This window comes from Phenylobacterium sp. (assembly GCF_028290885.1).
Classification (GTDB): Bacteria; Pseudomonadota; Alphaproteobacteria; order Caulobacterales; family Caulobacteraceae; genus Phenylobacterium.
Genome location: NZ_JAQGIZ010000033.1, coordinates 17468 through 39129 on the forward strand (window position 1 = coordinate 17468; position 21662 = coordinate 39129).

General features: G+C 69.2%; 18 protein-coding genes, 1 tRNA gene and 1 pseudogene. 10 read left to right on the plus strand and 10 right to left on the minus strand.

The genetic code is table 11. The features are described from left to right. Nucleotides 1–36: 36 nt before the first annotated feature. Entirely contained in the window at nt 37–1152 is a 1116-nt protein-coding gene (locus tag JWP28_RS02630) for a 2OG-Fe(II) oxygenase (protein WP_299539676.1), read from the minus strand. After that, nucleotides 1152–2213 carry a 2OG-Fe(II) oxygenase gene (locus JWP28_RS02635; protein ID WP_299539678.1) on the minus strand — a complete coding sequence of 354 codons (1062 nt, stop codon included), beginning with the start codon at nt 2211–2213 and terminating at the stop codon, nt 1152–1154. The genes JWP28_RS02630 and JWP28_RS02635 overlap by 1 nt, the downstream gene beginning before the upstream one ends. Nucleotides 2214–2397: 184 nt before the next feature. Between JWP28_RS02635 and gyrA the strand changes: the two genes are divergently transcribed. The 5 genes from gyrA to JWP28_RS02660 all read left to right on the plus strand — a co-directional run bounded on the left by gyrA (nt 2398) and on the right by JWP28_RS02660 (nt 7625). Further along, nucleotides 2398–5202: a DNA gyrase subunit A gene (gyrA, locus tag JWP28_RS02640; protein ID WP_299539681.1), complete on the plus strand. Its 2805-nt coding sequence runs from the start codon at nt 2398–2400 to the stop codon at nt 5200–5202. A 78-nt stretch (nt 5203–5280) separates the two neighbouring features. Continuing rightward, a complete protein-coding gene (gene coaD / locus JWP28_RS02645; protein ID WP_299539683.1) occupies nt 5281–5775 on the plus strand; it encodes a pantetheine-phosphate adenylyltransferase in 495 nt (164 codons plus the stop codon). 46 nt (nt 5776–5821) lie between these two features. Then, nucleotides 5822–6691: a peptidylprolyl isomerase gene (locus JWP28_RS02650; protein ID WP_299539686.1), complete on the plus strand. Its 870-nt coding sequence runs from the start codon at nt 5822–5824 to the stop codon at nt 6689–6691. Continuing rightward, entirely contained in the window at nt 6688–7152 is a 465-nt protein-coding gene (locus JWP28_RS02655) for a peptidylprolyl isomerase (protein ID WP_299539688.1), read from the plus strand. The genes JWP28_RS02650 and JWP28_RS02655 overlap by 4 nt, the downstream gene beginning before the upstream one ends. 11 nt (nt 7153–7163) lie before the next feature. Beyond that, nucleotides 7164–7625 carry a hypothetical protein gene (locus JWP28_RS02660; protein WP_299539690.1) on the plus strand — a complete coding sequence of 154 codons (462 nt, stop codon included), beginning with the start codon at nt 7164–7166 and terminating at the stop codon, nt 7623–7625. Here JWP28_RS02660 and JWP28_RS02665 read toward each other — a convergent pair. Further along, complete coding sequence (locus tag JWP28_RS02665; protein ID WP_299539692.1) at nt 7597–8550, minus strand: endonuclease/exonuclease/phosphatase family protein; 954 nt, start codon at nt 8548–8550, stop codon at nt 7597–7599. The genes JWP28_RS02660 and JWP28_RS02665 overlap by 29 nt on opposite strands. Nucleotides 8551–8617: 67 nt before the next feature. Between JWP28_RS02665 and queA the strand changes: the two genes are divergently transcribed. From queA to JWP28_RS02680, 3 genes are read left to right on the plus strand one after another with little or no spacing between them, the layout of a single operon-like run. Then, a complete protein-coding gene (gene queA, locus JWP28_RS02670) occupies nt 8618–9694 on the plus strand; it encodes a tRNA preQ1(34) S-adenosylmethionine ribosyltransferase-isomerase QueA (protein WP_299539694.1) in 1077 nt (358 codons plus the stop codon). Next, nucleotides 9694–10809, plus strand: coding sequence for a tRNA guanosine(34) transglycosylase Tgt (gene tgt, locus JWP28_RS02675; protein ID WP_299539696.1), 1116 nt, complete (start codon nt 9694–9696; stop codon nt 10807–10809). Before queA ends, tgt begins: the two co-directional genes overlap by 1 nt. Further along, entirely contained in the window at nt 10806–12143 is a 1338-nt protein-coding gene (locus tag JWP28_RS02680) for a hypothetical protein (RefSeq protein WP_299539698.1), read from the plus strand. The genes tgt and JWP28_RS02680 overlap by 4 nt, the downstream gene beginning before the upstream one ends. On the opposite strand, the gene JWP28_RS02685 is transcribed toward JWP28_RS02680, so the two are convergent. Next, on the minus strand, nt 12128–12718 hold the full coding sequence (locus JWP28_RS02685) for a hypothetical protein (protein ID WP_299539700.1): 591 nt from the start codon (nt 12716–12718) through the stop codon (nt 12128–12130). The genes JWP28_RS02680 and JWP28_RS02685 overlap by 16 nt on opposite strands. Before the next feature lie 117 nt (nt 12719–12835). On the opposite strand from JWP28_RS02685, the gene JWP28_RS02690 reads away from it, so the two are divergent. Then, a tRNA-Lys gene (locus JWP28_RS02690) sits at nt 12836–12910 on the plus strand. Between the two features lie 17 nt (nt 12911–12927). Here JWP28_RS02690 and JWP28_RS02695 read toward each other — a convergent pair. The 6 genes from JWP28_RS02695 to JWP28_RS02720 all read right to left on the minus strand — a co-directional run bounded on the left by JWP28_RS02695 (nt 12928) and on the right by JWP28_RS02720 (nt 21051). Continuing rightward, complete coding sequence (locus tag JWP28_RS02695; RefSeq protein ID WP_299539703.1) at nt 12928–13527, minus strand: CatB-related O-acetyltransferase; 600 nt, start codon at nt 13525–13527, stop codon at nt 12928–12930. Nucleotides 13528–13740: 213 nt separating this feature from the next. After that, nucleotides 13741–14829 carry an alkaline phosphatase family protein gene (locus JWP28_RS02700; protein WP_299539705.1) on the minus strand — a complete coding sequence of 363 codons (1089 nt, stop codon included), beginning with the start codon at nt 14827–14829 and terminating at the stop codon, nt 13741–13743. A 17-nt stretch (nt 14830–14846) separates the two neighbouring features. Continuing rightward, a complete protein-coding gene (locus JWP28_RS02705; RefSeq protein WP_299539707.1) occupies nt 14847–17501 on the minus strand; it encodes a TonB-dependent receptor in 2655 nt (884 codons plus the stop codon). A gap of 193 nt (nt 17502–17694) precedes the next feature. Continuing rightward, a complete protein-coding gene (locus JWP28_RS02710; RefSeq protein ID WP_299539709.1) occupies nt 17695–18669 on the minus strand; it encodes a transglutaminase family protein in 975 nt (324 codons plus the stop codon). A gap of 14 nt (nt 18670–18683) precedes the next feature. Continuing rightward, a complete protein-coding gene (locus JWP28_RS02715) occupies nt 18684–19631 on the minus strand; it encodes an alpha-E domain-containing protein (protein WP_299539710.1) in 948 nt (315 codons plus the stop codon). A 10-nt stretch (nt 19632–19641) separates the two neighbouring features. Beyond that, nucleotides 19642–21051, minus strand: a complete 1410-nt coding sequence (locus tag JWP28_RS02720; RefSeq protein WP_299539711.1) for a circularly permuted type 2 ATP-grasp protein — start codon at nt 21049–21051, stop codon at nt 19642–19644. Nucleotides 21052–21326: 275 nt separating this feature from the next. Here JWP28_RS02720 and JWP28_RS02725 point away from each other — a divergent pair. Further along, a pseudogene (locus tag JWP28_RS02725) lies at nt 21327–21662 on the plus strand (outer membrane protein assembly factor); the annotation flags it as partial.

Sequence of the window (21662 nt, forward strand, 5' to 3'; positions counted from 1 at the left end):
GATTGCGGCGGGAGTTGGGGACGCGGCGGCCAAACCTCAAGGCAGGGCTCCCATATCGGGGTCCGGCCCGTCGGCCGCGGCCAGGGCCGACTGGTTGGCGTCGCGCAACCGCTGGCCGGCTTCGTCGTAGAGGAACGGCAGGAAGGCGTAACGGCGGCCGCGGGTGACTGGCGTCGCCTCGTGCTGCAATCCGCAGGCGAAGACCACGGCGCCGCCGGTGGGCGGGCGGTAGGTGCGCCGGCCGAACTCCGGAAAGCGCAGGTCGCCGCCTTCGAACGCTTCGGCGTTGAGGTTGATCGAGACCGCGAACTGGCGGTGGGCGGTGCCGAGCGTCTCGTTGTCGCGGTGCGGCCGAAAGTAGCCGCCCTCGACCGCGTCGTAGCAGGCCACCAGATAACGCTCGATACGAGTCGCCCTGAACTGGAAGACCTTGGCGATCTCCGGCGCCAGGCGGCGGCTGACGCGCCCCATCAGCTCGCGCTGCAAGGCGGGGTCGGCGACTGTGACGTCGCGCCGCCGCTTGAAGTTGTCCAACACGCCCACCGTGCGGCCGTCCACGTCGCGCATCACGCCCGAGGGCGCGCCGCCCTGCGCCTGATAGAGGGCGATCAGCCGCTGGCAGAGTTCGGGCTCGAAGACCCGCGGCACTATGAGGACCGGGGCGTTGAGTTCGATGCCGGCGTATTGGTCGAGCGGCGGGAGGCGCTCGATCTCCTCGAAAAGCGCTTTGGTCTCGCCGATGGGAAACACCGCGAGCACCCGATGCGCGGGATCCAGGAGCAACCAGTGCGGATGCTCCTGGCCGGCGTCGTCCAGGGCCCCGTAGAGCCGCTGGACGGCGCCCTCGGCGTCAAAGAACCAGCGCAGGCCGTTCTGCTGATTTTGCGCCTTGGCGATGGAGGCCTGGTCGCCGATCACCATGAAGGCGGCCAGCTTGTCGTCCCGGAAGTGGCCGCCGACGGCCGACAGCCCTGCCAGGGCCGCTTCGCGCGCCGGTCCCGGCGACGGCAGGAAACCCAGCAGGACATAGCGCCCCACGGTCGTGCTGAAGTGGAAGTCGACCTTCCCGGGCGCCGGCGCGCAGAACCAGGGCGCAGGATCGCCGGGCGCGAGCGGCGGCGTCCACGGGTCTCCAGCGGCGCTTGCGTCCATCAGGCGGCGGGCTCCGGCAGGGCGCCGACACGCTGCTCGTAGGCCGCGAGCACTTCGGCCCCGGCCTCGTCGTAGAAGAACGGCAGGAAGGCGTAGCGCCGCCCCGCGGTGACCCGGGTCGCCTCGTGCAGCAGGGCGCAGGAGAAGACCACGGCGCCGCCCGGCGGTGGACGGTAGGTCTTCGGCCCGAACTCCGGGAAACGCAGGTCGCCGCCTTCGAAGCCATCGTTCAGGTTGATCGAGCAGGCGAACTTGCGATGGGCGGTGCCGAGCGTGGTGGAGTCCCTGTGCGCGTGGAAGACCGCGCCGTCCGCGGCGTCGTAGCAGCTCAGCACGTAGCGTTCGATGCGGGTGACGGCGAAGCCGAGGGCCCTGTCCATGAGCCGGAACAGCCGCCGCTCCAGCCGCTCGCGCAAGGCCGCCTGCAGGCCTTCGTCGGTGACCAGGACGTCGCGGCGCTTCTTGAGCTCGTCCATGACCGCCACGGTGCGATCGCCGGCGTCGCGCATGACGCCGGTGAAGCGGCCGCCGCCGGCCTGGTGCAGGTCGATGAGCCGCCCGCAGAGCTCGGGCTCGAAGACGCGGGGCGCGATCAGCACCGGGGCGTGCAGCGGGACGCCCGCATGCTCCGCCGGCGGCCGCAGCCCCGGCAGGGCGTCGAACATCATCCTGGCGTTGGCGAGCTGCACACGGCCCAGCACCCGCAGCGACGGGTCGAGCAGCAGCCACATGGGGCTTTCGGCGCCGTTTTCGGCGAGGGCCCCGTAGAGCCGGCTCACCGCGCCGTCGAGGTCGAGGAACCAGCGCAGGCCGCGCATGTCGCCGGCGCTGGCCGCCGTGGCCGGGTCGCGCGTCACGACGAAGGCGCTGAGCTTTTCGTCGTCGAACAGAGCCTGGTGGGCGGCGAGCGTCCGCAGCGCCTCGGCGGCCGCGGCCACGTCGTGCTTGGGCAGGAAGGCCAGCAGGACATAGCGGCCCGCGGCCGTGTCGAACACGAACTGCGGATTGGACGGCGTGGGCGCCGTGAACCAGGGCGCTGGGTCGCCGGGCATGAACGGCATGGAGGCGGTGGTTCCTGAGTCGAGACTGCTTCTTAGGACGCCTCCGGCCCGCGGTCACCGCCTGTCTGAGCAGCGCGCCCACGCGTGCGCGCGTACGCGCGCACGAAAGTTGGCGCCGGGGCCTTCAGGATGCTAATCATCGACCCCACATACAAAGTCCGATTCTAACGGCTAAAATCCTCCTTTGACCGAAGAAAACACCACCCCGCCGGCCGACCGGCATGGGGGCATCGCCCCTATCGCGATCGAAGACGAGCTGAAGCGTTCGTATCTCGACTACGCCATGAGCGTGATCGTGAGCCGGGCGCTGCCCGATGTGCGCGACGGCCTGAAGCCAGTGCACCGGCGCATCCTGTACTCGATGGGTGAGCAGGGCCACACGCCGGACCGCAGCTACGTGAAATCAGCCCGCGTGGTCGGCGACGTGATGGGCAAGTACCACCCGCACGGCGACGTCGCGATCTACGACACCTTGGTGCGGATGGCGCAGCCATTCTCGATGAGCCTGCTGCTGATCGACGGGCAGGGGAATTTCGGCTCGGTGGACAACGATCCCCCGGCGGCCATGCGCTACACCGAGAGCCGCATGACCAAGGCGGCCATGGCGATCCTGGCCGACCTCGACAAGGACACGGTCGACTTCAAGGACAACTACGACGGCTCGGAACATGAGCCGGTCGTCTTGCCGTCGCGCATCCCGAACCTGCTGGTCAACGGCGCCGGCGGCATCGCGGTCGGCATGGCCACCAACATCCCGCCGCACAACCTCGGCGAGGTGGTCGACGCCTGCCTGGCCTATATCGACGATCCGGAGGTCACGCTCGAGGCCCTGCTGGACATCGTGCCGGGCCCCGATTTCCCCACCGGCGGCCAGATCATCGGGCGGACCGCCGCGCGCACGGCGCTGATGACAGGGCGCGGCTCGGTGATCATGCGCGGCGTGGCGACGATCGAGGAGATCCGCAAGGAACGCGAAGCGATCATCATCCACTCGATCCCCTACCAGCTGAACAAGGCGGGCCTGGTGGAGCGCATCGCGGAGCTGGTGCGCGAGAAGCGGATTGAGGGCATCTCCGACCTGCGCGACGAGAGCGACCGGCAGGGCATGCGCATCGTCATCGAGATGAAGCGCGACGCCAGCGCCGACGTCATCCTGAACCAGCTCTACCGCTTCACCCCGCTGCAATCCTCGTTCGGCGTGAACATGCTGGCTTTGAACCGCGGCCGGCCCGAACAGATGGGCCTGCGCGACATGGTCACCGCCTTCGTGGATTTCCGCGAAGAGGTGGTGGTCCGGCGGACCAAGTTCGAGCTGTCGAAGTCCCGCGACCGGGGCCATGTGCTGGTCGGCCTGGCCATCGCCGTCGCCAACATCGACGAGTTCATCCACATCATCCGCTCGTCCAAGGACCCGGCGGAGGCCCGCGAGCGGCTGATCGCCAAGGACTGGCCGGCCGGCGACATGCTGCCGCTGGTCGAACTGATCGCCGATCCGCGCACCCTGGTCATCGACGGCGACAAGATCCGGCTCTCCGACGAGCAGGCCCGCGCAATCCTGGCGCTGACGCTCTCGCGCCTGACCGGCCTGGGCCGCGACGAGATCTTCGGTGAGGCCCAGACTCTGGCCGACGCCATCCAGGCCTACTTGGAGCTGCTCGCCTCCCGCGACGCCATCATGGCCATCGTCCGTGAGGAGCTGGTGGAGGTCCGCGAGGCCTTCGCCGTGCCGCGCCGGACAGAGATCGTCGAGGGCGACGCCGACGTCGAGGACGAGGACCTGATCGTCCGCGAGGACATGGTGATCACCGTCACCCACGGCGGCTATGTGAAGCGCACCCCGCTGTCGATCTACCGCACGCAGAAGCACGGCGGAAAGGGTCGCTCCGGCATGGCGACCAAGGACGAGGACGCAGTGACCCGCGTCTTCTCCGCCAACACCCACACCCCGGTGCTGTTCTTCTCCTCCGGCGGCAAGGTCTACAAGCTGAAGGTCTGGCGCCTGCCTGTGGGCACGCCGACATCGCGCGGCAAGGCGTTCATCAACCTGCTGCCCATCGAGCCCGGCGAGAGCATCACCTCGATCCTGCCGTTGCCCGAGGATGAGGCGGCCTGGGACCAGTACGACGTGATGTTCGCCACCCGCTCGGGCAGCGTGCGGCGCAACAAGCTCTCCGACTTCGTCGACGTGCGCCGCAACGGCAAGATCGCCATGAAGCTGGACGAGGGCGACCAGATCATCGGGGTCGGCATCTGCAATGCGGGCGTCAACGACATCCTGCTGACCACCGCTCTGGGGCGTTGCATCCGCTTCCCGACGCAGGACGTGCGCGTGTTCGCCGGCCGCGACTCCACCGGCGTGCGCGGCGTGCGCCTGGCCGAGGGCGACAGCGTGATCTCCATGGCGATCCTTCGCGCGGTCCCAGCGACGCCGGCCGAACGCACGGCCTATCTCAAGCATGCCAAGCTTATGCGGACGGCTGCCGAGGGCGAGGAGGGCGAAGAGACGCCTGCGGTCGAGGAAGATGAAACGGACGCCGAAGACCAGGTCAGCCTGACGCCCGGCCGGATCGCGGAGTTGGGGGCGGCCGAGGAGATCATCCTGACGGTCTCCACCGAGGGCTTCGGCAAACGCACATCGGCCTATGAGTTCCGCCGCACGGGGCGCGGCGGCCAGGGCCTGATCGCCCAAGACCTCACCAAGAAGGGTGGCCGCCTTGCGGCTTCGTTCCCGGTGGATGAGAGCGACCAGATCCTGATGGTCACCGACCAGGGCCAGCTGATCCGCACGCCCGTCCGCAAGGTGCGCCTCGCGGGGCGCAACACCCAGGGCGTCATCGTCTTCCGTACGGCTGAGGATGAGCACGTGGTCTCGGTCGAACGTCTGGCCGATACCGGGGAGGACGAGGCCGAGGATGTCGCCGACGGCGAAGTCGGCGGCGAGGGCCCTGAAGCCGACGCGGACGGCCCGCCCGACGCCCCCGAAGTCTGAGAGCTGACAAGTTTCCCCTTGCCAGAACCGCGCGCGGCGGCGAAAGGCCAAGACAAGGTTGTTGGGGGACCAAGCCGCATGACCCGCATCGGGCTCTATCCGGGCACCTTCGATCCCATCCACAACGGGCACACCGATATCATCGGGCGGGCCGTGAAGCTGGTCGACAAGCTGGTGCTGGGCGTCGCCATCAACACCGGCAAGGCCCCGATGTTCGATCTCGACGAGCGGGTGGCCATCGTCGAGGAGACGGTCGCCCCCTTTCGCGGTTCCACAGAGATTGTGGTGAAGCCCTACGAGGGCCTGACCATGCACTTCGCCCGCGAGATCGGCGCCGGGATCGTCGTGCGAGGCTTACGCGCCGTGGCGGACTTCGAGTTCGAGTTCGCGTTGACCGCCATGAACCAGCAACTCGACCGCGAGATCGAGACCGTGTTTCTGATGGCCGATCCCCGCCACTTGGCGATCGCCTCGAGGCTGGTGAAGGAGATCGCCCTGCTGGGCGGCGACGTCGCGAAGTTCGTCAGCCCGAGCGTCAAGGACCGGCTGCTGGCCAAGGCCGGCCGCCAGTAATCCCGCCGCTGGCGCCGCACGCGCCGGGCGGCTACGAGAGACAACCATGAGAACAGCCCTGCTCGCCGCCTGCGTCGCGGCCATCGCCGTCACCGCTTCCGCCGCCCCCAAGAAACCGCCGCCGGCCCCCGCGCAACCCTCGGCCCCGGCCGCGCCGGGCCCGGCCGACTGGCGCACGCCCGACCCCAACGACGTGCTGGTCATCGACACCAACAAGGGCCGCATCCTGGTGGAGATGATTCCCGAGGTCGCCCCGCAGCACGTGGCGCGGATGCGCGAGCTGGCGCACGAGAACTTCTTCGACGGCCAGCGCTTCTTCCGGGTCATCGAGGACTTCATGGACCAGACCGGCGACCCGCAGAACTCGGGGCAGGGCGGCTCGTCCAAGCCCAACGTGCCGGCCGAGTTCACCTTCCGCCGCGGCGCCGACCTGCCGTTCGTGATGGCCGCCGACCAGACGGTGGCGGAGATCGGCTTCGTCAAGTCGCTGCCGGTGATGAGCCAGTCGATGATGCTGGGCGCCATGACCAAGGACCAGAAGGTCACCGCCTGGGGGCTTTATTGCCAGGGCGTGGCCGGCATGGCCCGCGACGACAATCCGGATTCCGGCAACAGCCAGTTCTTCCTGATGCGCGGGCCCTTTCCCTCGCTCGAAAAAAAATACACCGCCTGGGGGCGCGTGATCAGCGGCATGGACGCGGTCAAGGCGATCAAGGTAGGCGAGCCGGTGCCCGATCCGCAGGACCGAATGGAACGTGTGCGCCTGCTCGCCGATTTGCCGGAAGCGAGTCGTCCGAAAGTGCGCGTGATCGATCCCAAGGGACCCTGGTTCAAGGCGGAGATCGAGCGCGTGCGTGCAGCGAAAGGCGCGGACTTCTCGGCCTGCAACGTAGACATTCCTGCTGAGGTGAAATGATGGACGCCGAGAACACCCTGATCATGCAACTGGCCAGCGGGCCGGTGACCATCAAGCTCCGCCCCGACCTGGCGCCGCAGCATGTGGCGCGGATCAAGGAACTGGCCCGCGAGGGCTTCTACGACGGCGTCGTCTTCCACCGGGTGATCCCGGGCTTCATGGCCCAGGGCGGCGACCCGACGGGCACCGGCTCGGGGGGCTCCGAGAAGCCGGACCTGCCGGCTGAGTTCTCTAAGGAGCCGCACGTGCGGGGCGTCTGCTCGATGGCGCGCACGGCGAACCCGAACTCGGCCAACAGCCAGTTCTTCATCTGCTTCGACGACGCCCGCTTCCTCGACAACCAGTACACTGTCTGGGGCGAGGTGACCGAGGGCATGGAGAAGATCGACGCGCTTCCGAAGGGCGAGCCGCCGCGCAGTCCGGGCGAGATCATCTCCATGAAGGTCGCCGCGGACGCCTGAGAGGCGGCGTGATGGCGCCGCGCCTGAAGGTCTTCGTCACCTCCGATGGGCTCACCGACTACGTCGTGGCGGCGAGCTCCAGGGCCAAGGCGCTCGCCGCCTGGGGCGTGCGGCAGGACGTGTTCAAGGAAGGCGCGGCGCACGAGACCGACGATCCCGCGCTGGTGAAGGCCGCCACCGCCCAGCCGGGCGCGGTGCTGCGAAAGCCCGCGGGGACGAGGGGCGAGCTCGCCAAGCTGAAGCCGGAAAAACCCGCAAAACCCAGCGGACCGACCCGGGCGCAGCTCAAGAAGGTCGACGACCTTGAAGCCAGGCTCGCCGAGCTCGGCGCGTCGCACGAACGCGCGATGGGCGCGATCGAGACGGAGCGGGCGGCGCTCGAGGGCAAGCGTCAGGCGCTTGAAGAACGTCACGCGGCGCAGCGGGAGAAGCTGGAGGCCGCCCTCAGGACGGCGCGCGCGGCGCCAGGGTGACCATGACCGGATAGTGGTCGGAACCCAGTGGCGGTCCGCGTTCGACCTTCACCGTCGCCCAGGCCGAGCCGGCATAGACGTGATCGATGGGCAGGAGGGGGCACGGCACGTGGTGGCGCCCGATCGGCCAGGTGAACACGGCCCGCGTTCGCCGGATCAGGCCGAAGTCGCGGTCGTCACGCTGCCGGGCGAAGGACCAGGGCGTGGAATTGAAGTCGCCCGCCAGGATCGTCGTCGCGGCCGGATAGCTGCGGACGATCCGCACAAGGACCTTGTGTTCGCGCGGCAGCGACGGCTGGGTCGGCCACGGGGCGTGGACACCCAGCACGGTGGCCTTGCCGGCTGGCGTTGCCACGACGACGCCGATCAGCTCCATCGGGCCGGTTTCGTTGCCGGTCGGAACGATCGTGGCGACCGGTCGATCGCGGGTGAACAGCATGACGCCGGAGCGGCCGGTGACGGACCACCAGCCGTGCCGCGCGAGGGCTTCGCGAATCCGGCGGTTGGCTTCCGCGACCGCGACGACGTCGGGCCGCTCGGCGTCCAGCCAGGCTGTTAGGCGCGCGGTTCCGCCGGCCCCGTCCCAGGCGTTGAACTGCACGACCTTCAAGGTCGGGCCCGGGCCCTGCGCGGCCTTGGGACCCGTCGAGCGCAGATATTCCGGGGCCATCAGCAAGGCGGCGGCGAGGGCGCAGGCGAACCCCGCTGAGAGTACGGCGATCCGCCATCGTCCGGTGAAGACCAGCCCCAGGAGAATGGCTGCCAGGCCAACGGCCAGGTAAAGCGGCGCGAAGTGGGTGAAGAGGTCCCAGGTCGGGCTCCAGCGTCCGAGCTGGGCCAATGCGGCCACCAGCGTGCAGAGGCCCGCGCCGACCAGCAACGGCGGCCCGAGCAGGGCGGAGAGCACGAGTCGCGCGAGGGACATCCGGCGCCTGCGTAGCACGGGCCGCGACTTGACGGGAAAGGCCGCGCATGTCCTTCACCCCCCTTCCATGCAGCTTGCCGACTTCGACTTCGACCTGCCCGACGATCGCATCGCGCTCAGGCCCGCAAAGCCGAGGGATTCGGCGCGCCTGCTGGTCGTGGCGCCGGGTGCGGCGCTGCGCGACCTGTCGGTGAGCGACCTGCCCGGCGAGCTGCGCGCCGGCGACGTGCTGGTGCTGAACGACACCCGCGTCATCCCGGCCAGGCTGAAGGGCGTGCGCCACCGCGGCGAGAACCGGGTGGCCGTGGAGGCGACCCTGCACCGCCGGCTGTCGGCCCATCAATGGACCGCCTTCATGCGGCCGGGGAAACGGCTGGCCGAGGGCGACCGGGTGGTGTTCGGCGAGAGCTCCGACCGGGCGTGCTTGCTGGGGGCGCTGGATGCCACCGTGACCGGCAAGGGCGAGGGCGGCGAGGTGACGCTGGCCTTCGATCTTTCAGGCCCCGGCCTCGACGCGGCCATCGGCGAGCGCGGCGCCATGCCATTGCCGCCCTATATCGCCGCTAAGAGGGCCGAGGACGAGCAGGACCGGCGCGACTACCAGACCGTCTATGCCGAGGAGGACGGTTCGGTGGCGGCCCCGACCGCCGGGCTGCACTTCACGCCGGAGCTGTTCGCGCGGCTGGAGCACGCGGGCGTCGGGACCGCGTTCGTCACCCTGCATGTCGGGGCCGGCACCTTCCTGCCGGTGAAGACCGAGACTGTGGCCGAGCATCGGATGCACCCGGAATGGGGCGAGGTGGACGCCGCCACGGCGGAGCGGCTGAACGCCACGCGCCGGGCCGGCGGACGGATCGTCTGCGTCGGGACCACCTCGCTGCGGCTCTTGGAATCGGCGACCGGCGAGGACGGCGCGATCCGCGCCTTCGAAGGCGAGACGGCGATCTTCATCACGCCCGGCTACCGGTTCCGCGCCGCCGACGGCCTGATGACCAACTTCCACCTGCCGAGATCGACCCTGTTCATGCTGGTCTCGGCCTTTGCGGGCCTGGAGGTCATGCGAGCGGCCTATGCGCACGCGATCGCCAGCGGCTACCGGTTCTATTCCTACGGCGACGCGAGCCTGCTCTGGCGGGCGGCCTGATGGCGGCGTTCCCGTTCGAGATCGCGGCGGCCGACGGCAAGGCGCGGACCGGCGTGCTCACCACCCCGCGCGGCGAAATCCGCACGCCGGCCTTCATGCCGGTGGGCACGGCGGGCACGGTCAAGGCGCTGACGACGGAGCAGGTGGCGGCCACTGGCGCGGACATCGTCCTGGGCAACACCTATCACCTGATGCTGCGGCCGGGCGCCGAGCGGGTGGCGCGCCTGGGCGGGCTGCACCGGTTCATGCGCTGGGAGAAGCCGATCCTCACCGACTCCGGCGGCTTCCAGGTCATGTCGCTGTCCAGGATCTCCAAGGTCACCGAGGAGGCGGTCACCTTCCAGAGCCACATCGACGGCTCGAAGCTTGTGCTGACGCCGGAACGGTCCATCGCGATCCAGGCGGACCTGCTGGGCGCGGACATCGTCATGCAGCTCGACGAACTGGTGTCCCTGCCGGCCACCGAAGACCGGGCGGGCGAGGCGATGCGGCGCTCGGCGCGCTGGGGGGAGCGGTCGAAGGCGGCGTTCGGCGAGCGCGGCGCCCAGGCGCTGTTCGGCATCCAGCAAGGCGGGACCTCCGAGGCCCTGCGCCGCGAATCCGCCGAGCGGCTGACCGAGACCGGCTTCGACGGCTACGCCATCGGCGGCCTGGCGGTGGGGGAAGGCCACGCGGGCATGGTCGAGGTGCTGGACTTCGCGCCGGCCATGTTGCCGCCCGATCGGCCGCGCTACCTGATGGGGGTCGGCAAGCCGGTCGACATCGTCGAGGCGGTCGCCCGAGGTGTGGATATGTTCGACTGCGTGCTGCCGACCCGCTCCGGCCGCCACGGCCAGGCCTGGACCTGGGAGGGTTCGGTCAACCTGAAGAACGCCCGCTTCGCCGACGACGACGCGCCGCTGGATGCGGCGAGCCCCTGCGCGGCCAGCCGCGACTATTCCAAGGCCTACCTGCATCACCTGGTGAAGTCCGAGGAGATCCTGGCCCAGGTGCTGCTCTCCTGGCACAACCTGGCCTTCTTCCAGGACCTGATGGCCGCGCTCCGGGCCGCCATCGCCGAGGGCCGGCTGGACGCCTTCCGGAGGGACTTCGCCGCGCGCCAGGTGGTGCGTTGAGCCTGCAACGGGACCCCGACCTCGGGCGGCCCGTGCAGCTGATGTTCGGCGCGGCGCTGGCGGCCTGCCTGGCGCTCTCCGCCTGGCTCGCCTGGCGCACAGCGATCCTCGAACCCTATTCCGACATGTTCGACTGGATGGCGCGCTACTACCGGCTGCAGGCGGACGGCGATTTCGGCCGCTATCTCTGGGCGCCGCACAACTTCCACCACCTGGTCTGGACCTTCCTGGTGCTCGACCTCGACATCCGGGCGTTCGGGGGCAGCGGCTATCTTTTCCTGGCGGTGGGCGTGCTTTGCCTCGCGGCCACGGCGGCCATGCTGGCCTATGTGGCGGCCAGCGCGGCCGGGCCGGGGCTGCGGCTGGTCGGCGCCGGCGGGGCGGCGGCGCTGAGCGCCATGGGCTGCCACGTGCTGGACGCCAGCGCCGACATCAACACTACCTACGTGCAAGCGCTGGTCTTTGCGGTGGCGGCCATCGTGCTGGCCGAGGGGCCGAACGGCCGCGGGATGCGCATCCGGCTGGCCGCGTCGCTCGCCTGCGCGCTGGCTGCGGGCCTGGGCAGCGCTGCCGGGCTTGCGGTCTGGCCCGCCCTGCTGTTCGGAGCCCTGCGGCGCCGGGACCGCGCCGCGGCCCTGGCCGTCCTCGCCATCGGGGGCGCCTTCGCCCTGCTGTATGGCGTCGGCGAGTCCGCCCCGCTCAACCCGGCGGTCGGCGCGATCGGTCTGCATCGCGTGATCGAGGCGGGGGGCCTGATCCTCAACTACCTGGGACTGCCGTGGGTGCGGGGGATACCCGGCGCCGGCGGGGCCATCGGCCTGGCCATATTGGTGGCGTCAGGCGCGGCGGTCGCCTTCGACGCCCGCAGGCCGGCAGCCTGGCCCGAGCGGGCCGCGGCGCCGCTGATCCTGTTCTCGCTGGGCACGGCGGCCATGGTGGGGGTGGCGCGGACCGGCGTGCTGGCGCCCGACGTGGCGCCGATGCGCTACGCCGTCTTCCTGATTCCCCTGCACGTCGGACTGTGGATATTGGCGTTGCCCTACCTGCGCCGCGCGTGGGAGCGATGGCCGAGGTCCATGGCGCGTGCGGTGGTCGCCGCTGCGGCGTTGATGCTCGTCCACCAGGGAGTGATGGCCGTCTATGCGGTGCGCACCGCCGACACCAACCTGCGGGTTATCGCCGACTTCCGGGCGGGCAGGCGCACGCCGGCGATGATTCCGACGATTTATTCGGACCCCGGCGCGGCGCAGCCGCTCAGCGACCGGATGCGGCGCGAGGGCCTCTACCAGCGCGAACTGCGCCCCGATCCCGAAATCGGTCAGCGGACCGGATAACGGGGCTTCATGGACTGGTCGAGCACCGGGGCGCCGGCCAATTGATGGGAGGGCGTGGCCGGCGGATCGCACCCCTTTGCCTCGCCAAGCCCCTTCAGATAGCTCCGCCGCACGGCGCCGGCGGTGATCGCCTGCTGCACCAGGCGGTCATGACGCTCGGCCCCGGTGAGCTTCCGGATCCAGCCGCGGAAGGGGATCATGTCCGACGCCGCGCCCGACATGAGCCCCATCGCCGTCTCCTTTCCGCGGCCCATCAGGTCGTCCGGATCGGGCTCGGGCGCGTCGAGGTCGGCGCCCAGGGCGTCGGTCAGTGGCTGGAGCAGGACGTTGAGCTGCGCACAGCCTTTAGACGTCGGTCGCTGGTAGGGATCGGCCATGGCCTGCAGCAGCACCGGGGGGATCTTGGTGCGCAGGACGTTCATGTCGCGCAGCGGAGATTCGGCCACGCCCTTCAGGTTCTCGCGGTTTGCCTCGTTGGAGGTCTGGACCTTCGGCGAGCCGTCGGAGCGCGTGGTCATGCAGCCGCCGAGCGCCAGAGCCGCGGCGGACAGGAGGAGAGGGGTGGCGTATCGCATCGGGGCAACTCTAGCCGACATCGCCGTGGCGTTAAGGGGGGTGTGCGCCCTTGCCTCCGGCCGGCCCGGCGCCTAAGGTCCGCGCCGCTTCGCCAGGGCCAGCTCAGGCCGCGTTGCGGGCCGGTAGCTCAGTGGTAGAGCATTCGACTTTTAATCGAATGGTCGTGAGTTCGAACCTCACCCGGCCTACCAACGTGGCGACCGGCCGGTCATGCCTGTTGCTGAAGGCCGCCGCCGCGGAACCGGTCGAGAAGGTCGCGCAGCAGGTCCGGCTTGGGCGCCGAACAGAGGGCCGGCGCAAGGCCGCGGATGTCGTCGACCGGCAGATCCCACCATCTTAGTTCGAGCAGCAGGGCGATCACCTCGTCGTCGAACCGGAACTTGAGACGGCGGGCCGGGTTACCGCCGACGATCTCATAGGGCTCGACGTCCTTGACCACCGTGGCGTTAACTCCGACGACCGCGCCGTCGCCGATCGTGACCCCTGACATGATCGTCGCGCCGTAGCCGATCCAGACGTCGCTCCCGACCGTGACATCGCCCTTGGTCGCCGGATGGCCGACGATCTCCCCGCCGCCCAGCTCCTCGACGAAGATGTGGCCGAATGGAAAGGTGGTGATCCAGTCCACCCGGTGGTTCCCGCCGAGGAAAATCGTCACCTTCTCGGCGATCGAGCAAAAGCTCCCCACCCGCAGGGCGGCGCCTTCCTTCCACTGCTTGATGGCGACATGCTGAAAGCCGTAGGTGAAGCGTCCAAAGGACACCCGGCTCGCGCCGACCATGCCTTGAACGCCGGCTACATTGGCCACGGATCATACCTCATGCGGCCGTCATAGCCGCCAGCGGGCGGCCTGTCTCGGGCCGGGAGGGGAGGGCTGGCCTGGCGGGACGCGGTTCCCCGGACTAGATTAGGACCGCTGCGGCGGGCTACGACGGCCCTTCGGGTGCTATCTTCGGCCCCATCTGGACGGAGGGTCAAAGCGTCGGCGCAAGCGCGCTTTCCCGCCGCAGTATCTGGCTCCTTATCGTGACGGCGCCGCCGCAAACAGCGGGGTCATGGAACGCACGCCCTTGTCCTCGTCGGCCGCGTGGCCGAGGTGGGCGGGCAGTCCAAAGGCGTCTTCCAGCGTCCGCAACAGGGAATAGTGGTTGTAGGGCGTGGCGTCGCGCAGGCCGCGCGGGCCGTGGTTGGTGATCACCACCGTGGGGATATGACCGCCGCCGAAGTTGGAGGGCGCATCGGGGGTCACCGCGCAGCACCCTTCGCGGGTCTTGCCGGCTCCCTCGTCGAAGGTGATCACGATGGCCACATTGCCGCGGCCCGCCCAGGCCGGCGTGGCCTGGATGCGCCGCACCAGTTCTCCGGCGACGGCGTCTCCCCGGCGGATCAGCGCGGCCTTGTTCGCCCCGTCGCAATCGGCGGGGACGCCGGCCCCGTGCAGGCCGTGCATCTCGTTGCACTGGTTCGGCACGATCAGCGCGAAGGTGGGCAGATGGCCGCTCGCCAGGTCGCGGTCCAGCTGGTCGAAGCCGACGATGCGCTCGGCGCGGCGGGGGTCGTCCTGGACGCTGGCGAAGTTCATGAAGCCCGAGTGTTTCGAGGCGTAGAGCGCGGTGTTGCGGGTCCCATTGTCGAACCGCGGATCGCCGGCGATCACCGCCGGCGAGCCAGGCGCCGGCAGGCTCTCGTAATAGCCCTTCCAGCTCAGGCCAGCGGCCAGCAGCTGGTCGCCCAGGTGCGGCGCGCGGACCGTGTGGTCGGCGTAGCCCTCGGCCTTGGCGCCGTCGCAGAACGGCCGCGTCGAGCCCGCCTTGCAGTAGTAGGCGTCGTCGTCGTGGATGCCGAAGGTGTCGCCGCCCAGGACCGCGACGTAGTTGGCCTCGCTGGGATGGACCTCCCCGAAGAACTGGGTGGCGTCGCCATAGCGGGCCGCGAAGCCGGCGATGTTGGGCGCGGCGGCGGAGTCGAGGATCTGGTCGTAGTCCTTGTTCTCCTCGACGATGACGAAGACATGGTCGTAGCGCGGCACGGCCTTCGGGCCGGCGGCGACGGCGGGAAAGGCGGACGCAACCGCCAGGACGGCGGCGATCAGGCAGATATGGCGGCGCACAGGTATTCCTCTCGACATCAAAGCTTGAAGCGGACGCCCGCCTCGTAGGTTACGTCGTAGAACTCGCGCTGGATCGGGCGGTTCGGACTGCCTTCGTAGTAGCGCAGCGGGGTATCGAGCAGGTTCTTGGCGTTGAAGTAGACGCTGAGGCGCGGATCGATCTGGTAGCTCGAGGTCAGGTCCATGGTCAGCCGGCTGTCCTGCAGCACGTCCAGCGACTTGTCGCCGCCCAGCCCGAACAGGCTGTGGCTGACGTATTGCGACGACAGACGCACCTGCAGCCCATGCGCCTCGTAGAAACCGGCCAGGTTCCAGGTGATCTTGGAGGTGCCGGGCAGCAGCCCGAACTGAGCGGTCCCCGAACCGCTGGTGGCGGCGTCGTATTCCTGGATGCGGGAGTCCACCAAGGTCAGGTTCGCGTCCAGGCCAAACCCATCGAAGGGTTGGGGCAGGAAGACAAATTTCTGATGATAGGCGAACTCGGCGCCCCGGGCATAGGCGGAGGAGAGGTTCAGGAAGGTGGTGACGTTGGCGAGCTGGCCCAGCGCCAATGGATCGGTGGTGATCCCGTGCTGGACGCGCGGGGCGATGTAGTTGTCGAACTGCTTGTCGAACAGGCCCACCTGAACGATGCCGCCGTTCCCCATGTAGTATTCCAGCGACAGGTCGAAATTGTTCCCGGTGGTCGGCTTCAGGTTCGGGTTACCGCGCGATATCAACACCGTGCCGGGGTCGTTGGTGGTGTTGATCGAGGCGGTGGCCTTGTTCTGCTCGAACCCCGGCCGGCCGATCCCGGTGGAATAGATCGCGCGCGCGATCAGGTTCGGGGCGAACGTATATTTCACCTGGGCGGTGGGGAACACGTCGGTGTAGTCCGCCTTGGTGCTCGAAAGCACCGGCGCGTTGTTGTTCGTCTGCACGAAGGCGGTGTACCTGGCCTGGGTTTTTTCGACCCGTGCGCCGACCAGGAAGCTCCAGGCGTCGATGTCGGTCGTGTACTGGCCGTAGCCCGCATAGATGTCCTCCCGCGCCTGGAAGAAGCCGTTGGGGTTGGTCGCTGAGGTTATACCGGTCTCGCTGTTGTAGATCGCGCGGATGGCGTAGCGGTCGATGAAGGGGCCGTTGGTGTAGTGGCCGTCGTAATAGGTGTTCGCTGGCCCCGAGACCGTCGACAGCAGGATCGAGGGCGCCGTGACGCCGCTGAAAACGATCGGGTCGACGGTCTTGTCCCTCAGCCGCGCCTCGAACCCGACCTTCAGCCGGTCGCTGTCGTTGATCAGGTGCACAGGCGTGAGGGCGTTGACCGCATAGGCGGTCTCCCTGTCGACATCGAACTCCGATGAATTGCTGATCTTGGCGAGCTTGTACTGGGTGGCGTCATTCGGATTGAACGCCGTCGGATGGGTGGCGTCGGTAATGAAGGCGAAGCTCGGGAAGTCGACGTTGGACACGTTGTTGTAGGACACGGGGATTCCCGACGGGCCGTTGAAGGTCGCGCCGAAATTGTAGCCGACGGCGAAGGTGGCGCGGCTGTAGGACGCCCGATAGTCGATCACCACATCGCCGAACCGGTCCTTGCCGCCGATCGCATAGACCTGGTTGCGGTGGGTCTCCTGCTCGTCCGTCAGGGTGATGGCCGGCTGGGTCGTGGTAACGAAGCCCTTGGGGTCGGCGGGATTGGGCGCGTTGGCCCCGCCGTCCAGGCTCTTCAGCAGCAGGAAGTTCTTGTGCACGGCCTCGATGTAGCCGGCGATGCTGGCCCGGGCGTAGTAGCTGTGGTCGTCGTTCGGCTGGAAGTCGAACTCGCCGCCGTAGCCAAAGCGGCGGCGGTTGTAGTCGTAGCGGCGGAAGTCGTACTGGTGCGCCGAGGTGTCGGTCGGCGGCGTATTGGCATCGACGTAGCTCACCTCAAGATCGTCGACCGCGCGCCGGTCGTCCTTGCGCGAAGCGTTCAGGACGAAGGAGAACGGCGTCGGATTGGAGATCCAGCCGGCGCGGACCGGCTGATCCTGGCCGTCGCCGTCGATGATCAGGCCATGGTCTCCGAACCCAAACCGCGCGCCGCCCGCCAGCTCCACGTTCGTCGGTCCGGTGTGGCTGTGCAACGGCTCGTAGCCCCAGCCCAACGTGCCTTCGAGGAAGGGCCGCGACAGGTTGGCCGCACTGCGGGGGGTGAGCTCGACCGTGCCCCCCAGGCCTTCGCCCTCCTGTTCGGGAAGCCGCGTCTTGGTCACCACGATGCCGTCGATCGCGCCGGTCGGCAGGGTGTCGAATTCCACGGCTCGGCCGCCGCCGCCCGCGGCCGTGCCGCCGGCGTTGGTGTTCAGGAGCACCACCCCGCCATAGGTGGCGCCGTTCAGGTTGGCGTCGATGCCGCGGATGTTGACGAAGCGGCCTTCGCCGGTGTCGGTCGACAGCGAAATGCCCGGCATCCGCCCGAGCGCTTCGGCGGCGTTGAAGTCGGGGTACTTCAGGATGGTCTCGGCCGACTGCACGTCGATGAGGTTGGGCGCCTCCTGCTGGCGCTGGCGGGCGACGTTCTCTTCGCGTGGCGCCGTCACCACGATCCCGCTGACCATCTCGTTGGCGTCCGTAGCGGCGGCGTGAGCGGCGGTGGCGATGAGGATCGCGCTCGATCCCAACAGAACGGCGCGGAAGCGGGTCGGCATCATTTGAACTAGCCCCTGTGGGCGTCCGTACACGGACGACTAACACTGCCAGGGCGTGGCACCCGGCTCACTCACCGGGGGTTGTGGGGCGGGTGTGTGCCATCTGCGTGACGGTTTTCTCACCGCTGCGCGACACTCGCGGGGAGGTTGTCCGGGTAAGGACGAAACGGCTGCTGCGGGCCGCTCCGCGGGCCGGCTATTGCTGTTGCTGGCGCTGCTGGTCGTAGGCCAGGCCGCTATACTGGCTCCGCCGCTGGCCGGGCCGGGGGGCGGGCTGGGAGATGCGCAGGAACTCCGGTTCGCTGACCGCCGCGCGCGCCTTGCGCACGGTGACGCCGACCGCGAGTTCGCTCTCCGCCTCGCCCTTGTAGACGCCGCGCGACGGCGGCACGTCGGAATAGTCGCGGCCCACGGCGCAGGCGATGTGGCGCTCGCCGGCCAGGATGTTGTTGGTCGGGTCGAACCCCACCCAGCGCAGGCTCGGCAGGAACACCTCCACCCAGGCGTGGGTGGCGTCGGGATCGGAACGGTCGCCGGCCTTGCGGTCGGTGAACAGGTAGCCGGAGACATAGCGCGCCGGCACGCCCCACTCGCGGCAGATGGCGATCATCACATGGGCGAAGTCCTGGCAGACTCCTTTGCGGGCCTTCAGCACGTCGTCGATCGGGCTGTCGGCGCGGGTCACGCCCGCCTCATAGGCGAAGGCCTCGTAGATCGTGTGGCTCAGGTCGCGGACGGCGTTCAGGGGGTCGCGGACCCGGAGTTCGTTCAGCTGCTTCTCGGCGACGAAGGCTTCCAGCGCTTCGCTGGGCCCCGCGAAGCCGTGCGGATGCAGGAAGTCGAAGTGCTCGCCGCGCACGAAGTCGGATCTCAGCCGGTCCCATTCGCCGCGGTCGAGCGCGTCGGGCAGGGGGGCCGGGGCCTCGGTCTCCACGGCCGAGCGGGCCATGATGGTCAGGCGCTGATGCGGCTGGGGGATGTCGAAGTGGTAGACGGCGTTGCCGAAGGTGTCGGCGTAGGAGAACAGCTGCGCGGCCGGCTCGAGCTCCAGGTCGAAGCTGACCAGCCGCTGGCCCGGGCGCTTCTGCGGCTGCATCCAGACTTCCATGACGCTCTCGCGCACGGGCTCGTCGTACTGGTAACGGGTCGAGTGGCGGACGGCGAGGAGCACGGGCGGTTCGGTCCTTAGGCCGGCAGGCGCTGTTCGAGGGTGTAGGCGACGAAGGTCTCGTAGACCGCCCGGTGCACCGCGGCGCATTCGTCGAGCACCGCGCCCAGGAAGGCGCTGGCGCCGCCGGCCTGCACCTCGCCGATGTCGGCGTACTGCAGGCGCGCGCGCAGCCGTCCAGCCAGGCGGTCGGGGCCGGTGACGCCGGCGGCCTCCACGTGGCGGCTGATGGAGGTCAGGTGCTCCTCGATCCGCGCCGTGCAGAAGCGCACCGAGCGGGGGAAGTCCTCGTCCAGCAACAGGAATTCCAGGATGAAGCGCGGCTGCATGTCGGCGGTATAGACGCGCAGGTAGGGCTCCAGGGCGCACCCCATCCTGAGCAGGCTGGTCAGCGCCGAGTGGTCGGTGATGGCCCTCAGGCGCCGCTCGCCGAAACAAACCTCCAGCAGCGCGCCGATCAACTGGGCGCGCTCCAGGTAGACGCCCAGCAGCAGGAACCGCCAGCCCTCGCCGTGGCTCATGGTGGCGTCGGCGGCGCCCTTGAACAGGTGGAGGTCGGCGATGGTGTCGTGCAGGAAGGCTTGGCTGCCGTCGGCGAAGGTGCGCGCCGCCCTCGGGTCGGTCATCCGCAGGTGGATGAGGTTCAGCCGCTCCCAGGTCTCGCTGGTGATCTGGTCGCGCACCTGGCGGGCGTTCTCCCGCGCGCGGGCCAGGGAACTGGCCACCGAGCCCGGGTCTTCGCGGTCCAGCACCAGAGCGCGCGCGGCCTCGTAGGGGTTGAGCGCCTTGGCGGCGTCCTCCGGGTCGCCGACGGCGGCGAGCGCAATGCGGGCGATCTGGGTGGCGGATTCGGTGCGGTCCAGGGTGGCCGTCAGCATCACGTCGGAGAGCCGGCACAGGTGCTCGGCCCGCTCCACGTAGCGGCCGATCCAGTAGAGACTGTCCGCCACGCGGGCCAGCATCATGGCTGCCCCCTCACGGTTGCAGATCCTTGCGGTCAGTGAGCACCCAGGTGTCCTTCGACCCGCCGCCCTGGCTGGAGTTGACCACCAGCGAGCCCTTGCGCATGGCCACCCGCGTCAGCGCCCCCGGCGTCACCACGATCTTCTCGCCCGACAGGATGAAGGGGCGCAGGTCCACGTGGCGCGGCTCGATGCCGTGGCCGATCAGGCAGGGCGCGGTGGAGAGCTGGATGGTCGGCTGGGCGATATAGTTGGCGGGGTCGGCCTTCAGAGAGGCGGCGAACTCGGCCTGCTCGGCCTTGGTGGAATGCGGGCCCACCAGCATGCCGTAGCCGCCGGAGGCCCCCACCGCCTTGACCACGAACTTGTCGAGGTTGGCCAGCACATGGCTGAGCTGGGCCGGCTCGCGGCAGAGGAAGGTCTCGATGTTGGGCAGGATGGCGTCCTCGCCCAGGTAGTAGCGGATGATCGCCGGGACGTAGGCATAGACCGCCTTGTCGTCGGCCACGCCGGTCCCTGGCGCATTGCAGATCACCACGTTGCCGGCGCGGTAGGCGTTGAACAGGCCCGCCGATCCCAGGCCGGAGTCGCTCCGGAAGGTCAGGGGATCGATGAAGTCGTCGTCCACCCGGCGGTAGATCACGTCGATCCGGCGCAGGCCCGTGGTGGTGCGCATGTAGACCATGTTGTCGTGCACCACGAGGTCGCGGCCCTCGACCAGCGGCGCGCCCATCAGCCGGGCCAGGTAGGCGTGCTCGAAATAGGCGGAGTTGTAGACGCCGGGCGTCAGCACCACGACCTGCGGGTTCGGCCGCCAGTCGGCGGCCATGCTCTTCAGCGTGGTCAGGAGCAGGTCCGGGTAGCGGTCGATGGGCCGCACGCCCGCGCCGCGGAAGGTGCCGGGGAACACCCGCTTCGAGGCCTCGCGGTTGGCCTGCATGTAGGAGACCCCGGACGGGACCCGCAGGTTGTCCTCCAGCACCGCGAACATACCGTCCGGCTGGCGGATCAGGTCCGAGCCGCAGACGTTGGCGTAGGCGCCGTGCGGCACGAACAGGTTCTGCATCTCGCGGCGGTAGGAGGGCGCGTTGAGGACCAGTTCGCGCGGGACAACGCCGTCCATCAGGATCTGCTGGCCGGAATAGATGTCGGCCAGGAACCGGTTCAGCGCCTTCAGGCGCTGGGTGAGGCCGGCCTCGATGGTCTTCCATTCTTCGGCCGCGATGATCCGCGGCAAGAGGTCCGTGGGGATGATCCGTTCGGTGGAGCTCTCCGCGCCATAGACCGTGAAGGTGATGCCCTGCAGCAGGAAGAACCGTTCCAGCGTCCGCTGGCGTTCGGCCAGTTCGTCGGCGCTGAGGGTCTCGATGCGGGCGGCCAGCGCCGCGTAGTGCGGCCGCACCTGGCCGTCGGCGCCGCGCATCTCGTCATAGGGCGTGGCCGGCGCGGCGACGTCCGCCGCCGAGATAGCTCGCTTGGCCTTGGTCGCCCCCAACTCCACGCCTTACCGTCCTTTGCCGACCCCGTGCCCTCAAGGCTTAGGGCTTCATCGGAAGCCCGGCGCGGCCTTTCGTCAATGGACGGACCGGGGGACGGCGACTGCCCAGGCTTTGGGCGCCGGCCTGGGGCGCGCGCAGGTGACAGTCCCGTTGAGCGCGGCTACACCCGAACCTGGGGGCCGCGCGAGGATTCGAGAGCTTGGCTCGTCTTGTCTACGCCGTCGCGGCCGGGGCGGCCCTCAGTCTCCAGGGCTTCTTCGCGCCCGCCAGCGCCGCCGAGCCCAAGGCGATCATCCAGGGAGAGCTGCCGCCGGACCTGCGCGCGGAGATCGCGCGCGGCGTGGGCGACACCGACCGTCCCATCGAGAACCGCTTCGAGGCCCGCAGGCGCGCGCGGGAGGCGGCCGAAGACGCCATCGCCGTCCTGCGCTCGGAGGGCTTCTACGCCTATGACGTCGAGCCGGAGGTCGGCGAGGGCGACGCGCCCAAGGCGATCGTCAAGATCGCGCCAGGGCCCAGGTTCCTGCTGGGCTCA

Excerpts from the sequence above, each read along its gene's own strand:
- JWP28_RS02650 (WP_299539686.1), top strand. The coding sequence starts at position 5,822 with ATGAGAACAGCCCTGCTCGCCGCCTGCGTCGCGGCCATCGCCGTCACC.
- JWP28_RS02715 (WP_299539710.1), bottom strand. The coding sequence starts at position 19,631 with ATGATGCTGGCCCGCGTGGCGGACAGTCTCTACTGGATCGGCCGCTAC.
- JWP28_RS02705 (WP_299539707.1), bottom strand. The coding sequence starts at position 17,501 with ATGATGCCGACCCGCTTCCGCGCCGTTCTGTTGGGATCGAGCGCGATC.
- JWP28_RS02655 (WP_299539688.1), top strand. The coding sequence starts at position 6,688 with ATGATGGACGCCGAGAACACCCTGATCATGCAACTGGCCAGCGGGCCG.
- JWP28_RS02635 (WP_299539678.1), bottom strand. The coding sequence starts at position 2,213 with ATGCCGTTCATGCCCGGCGACCCAGCGCCCTGGTTCACGGCGCCCACG.
- JWP28_RS02665 (WP_299539692.1), bottom strand. The coding sequence starts at position 8,550 with ATGTCCCTCGCGCGACTCGTGCTCTCCGCCCTGCTCGGGCCGCCGTTG.
- JWP28_RS02660 (WP_299539690.1), top strand. The coding sequence starts at position 7,164 with ATGGCGCCGCGCCTGAAGGTCTTCGTCACCTCCGATGGGCTCACCGAC.
- queA (WP_299539694.1), top strand. The coding sequence starts at position 8,618 with ATGCAGCTTGCCGACTTCGACTTCGACCTGCCCGACGATCGCATCGCG.
- JWP28_RS02630 (WP_299539676.1), bottom strand. The coding sequence starts at position 1,152 with ATGGACGCAAGCGCCGCTGGAGACCCGTGGACGCCGCCGCTCGCGCCC.
- coaD (WP_299539683.1), top strand. The coding sequence starts at position 5,281 with ATGACCCGCATCGGGCTCTATCCGGGCACCTTCGATCCCATCCACAAC.
- tgt (WP_299539696.1), top strand. The coding sequence starts at position 9,694 with ATGGCGGCGTTCCCGTTCGAGATCGCGGCGGCCGACGGCAAGGCGCGG.
- JWP28_RS02685 (WP_299539700.1), bottom strand. The coding sequence starts at position 12,718 with ATGCGATACGCCACCCCTCTCCTCCTGTCCGCCGCGGCTCTGGCGCTC.
- JWP28_RS02720 (WP_299539711.1), bottom strand. The coding sequence starts at position 21,051 with ATGCGCGGCGCCGACGGCCAGGTGCGGCCGCACTACGCGGCGCTGGCC.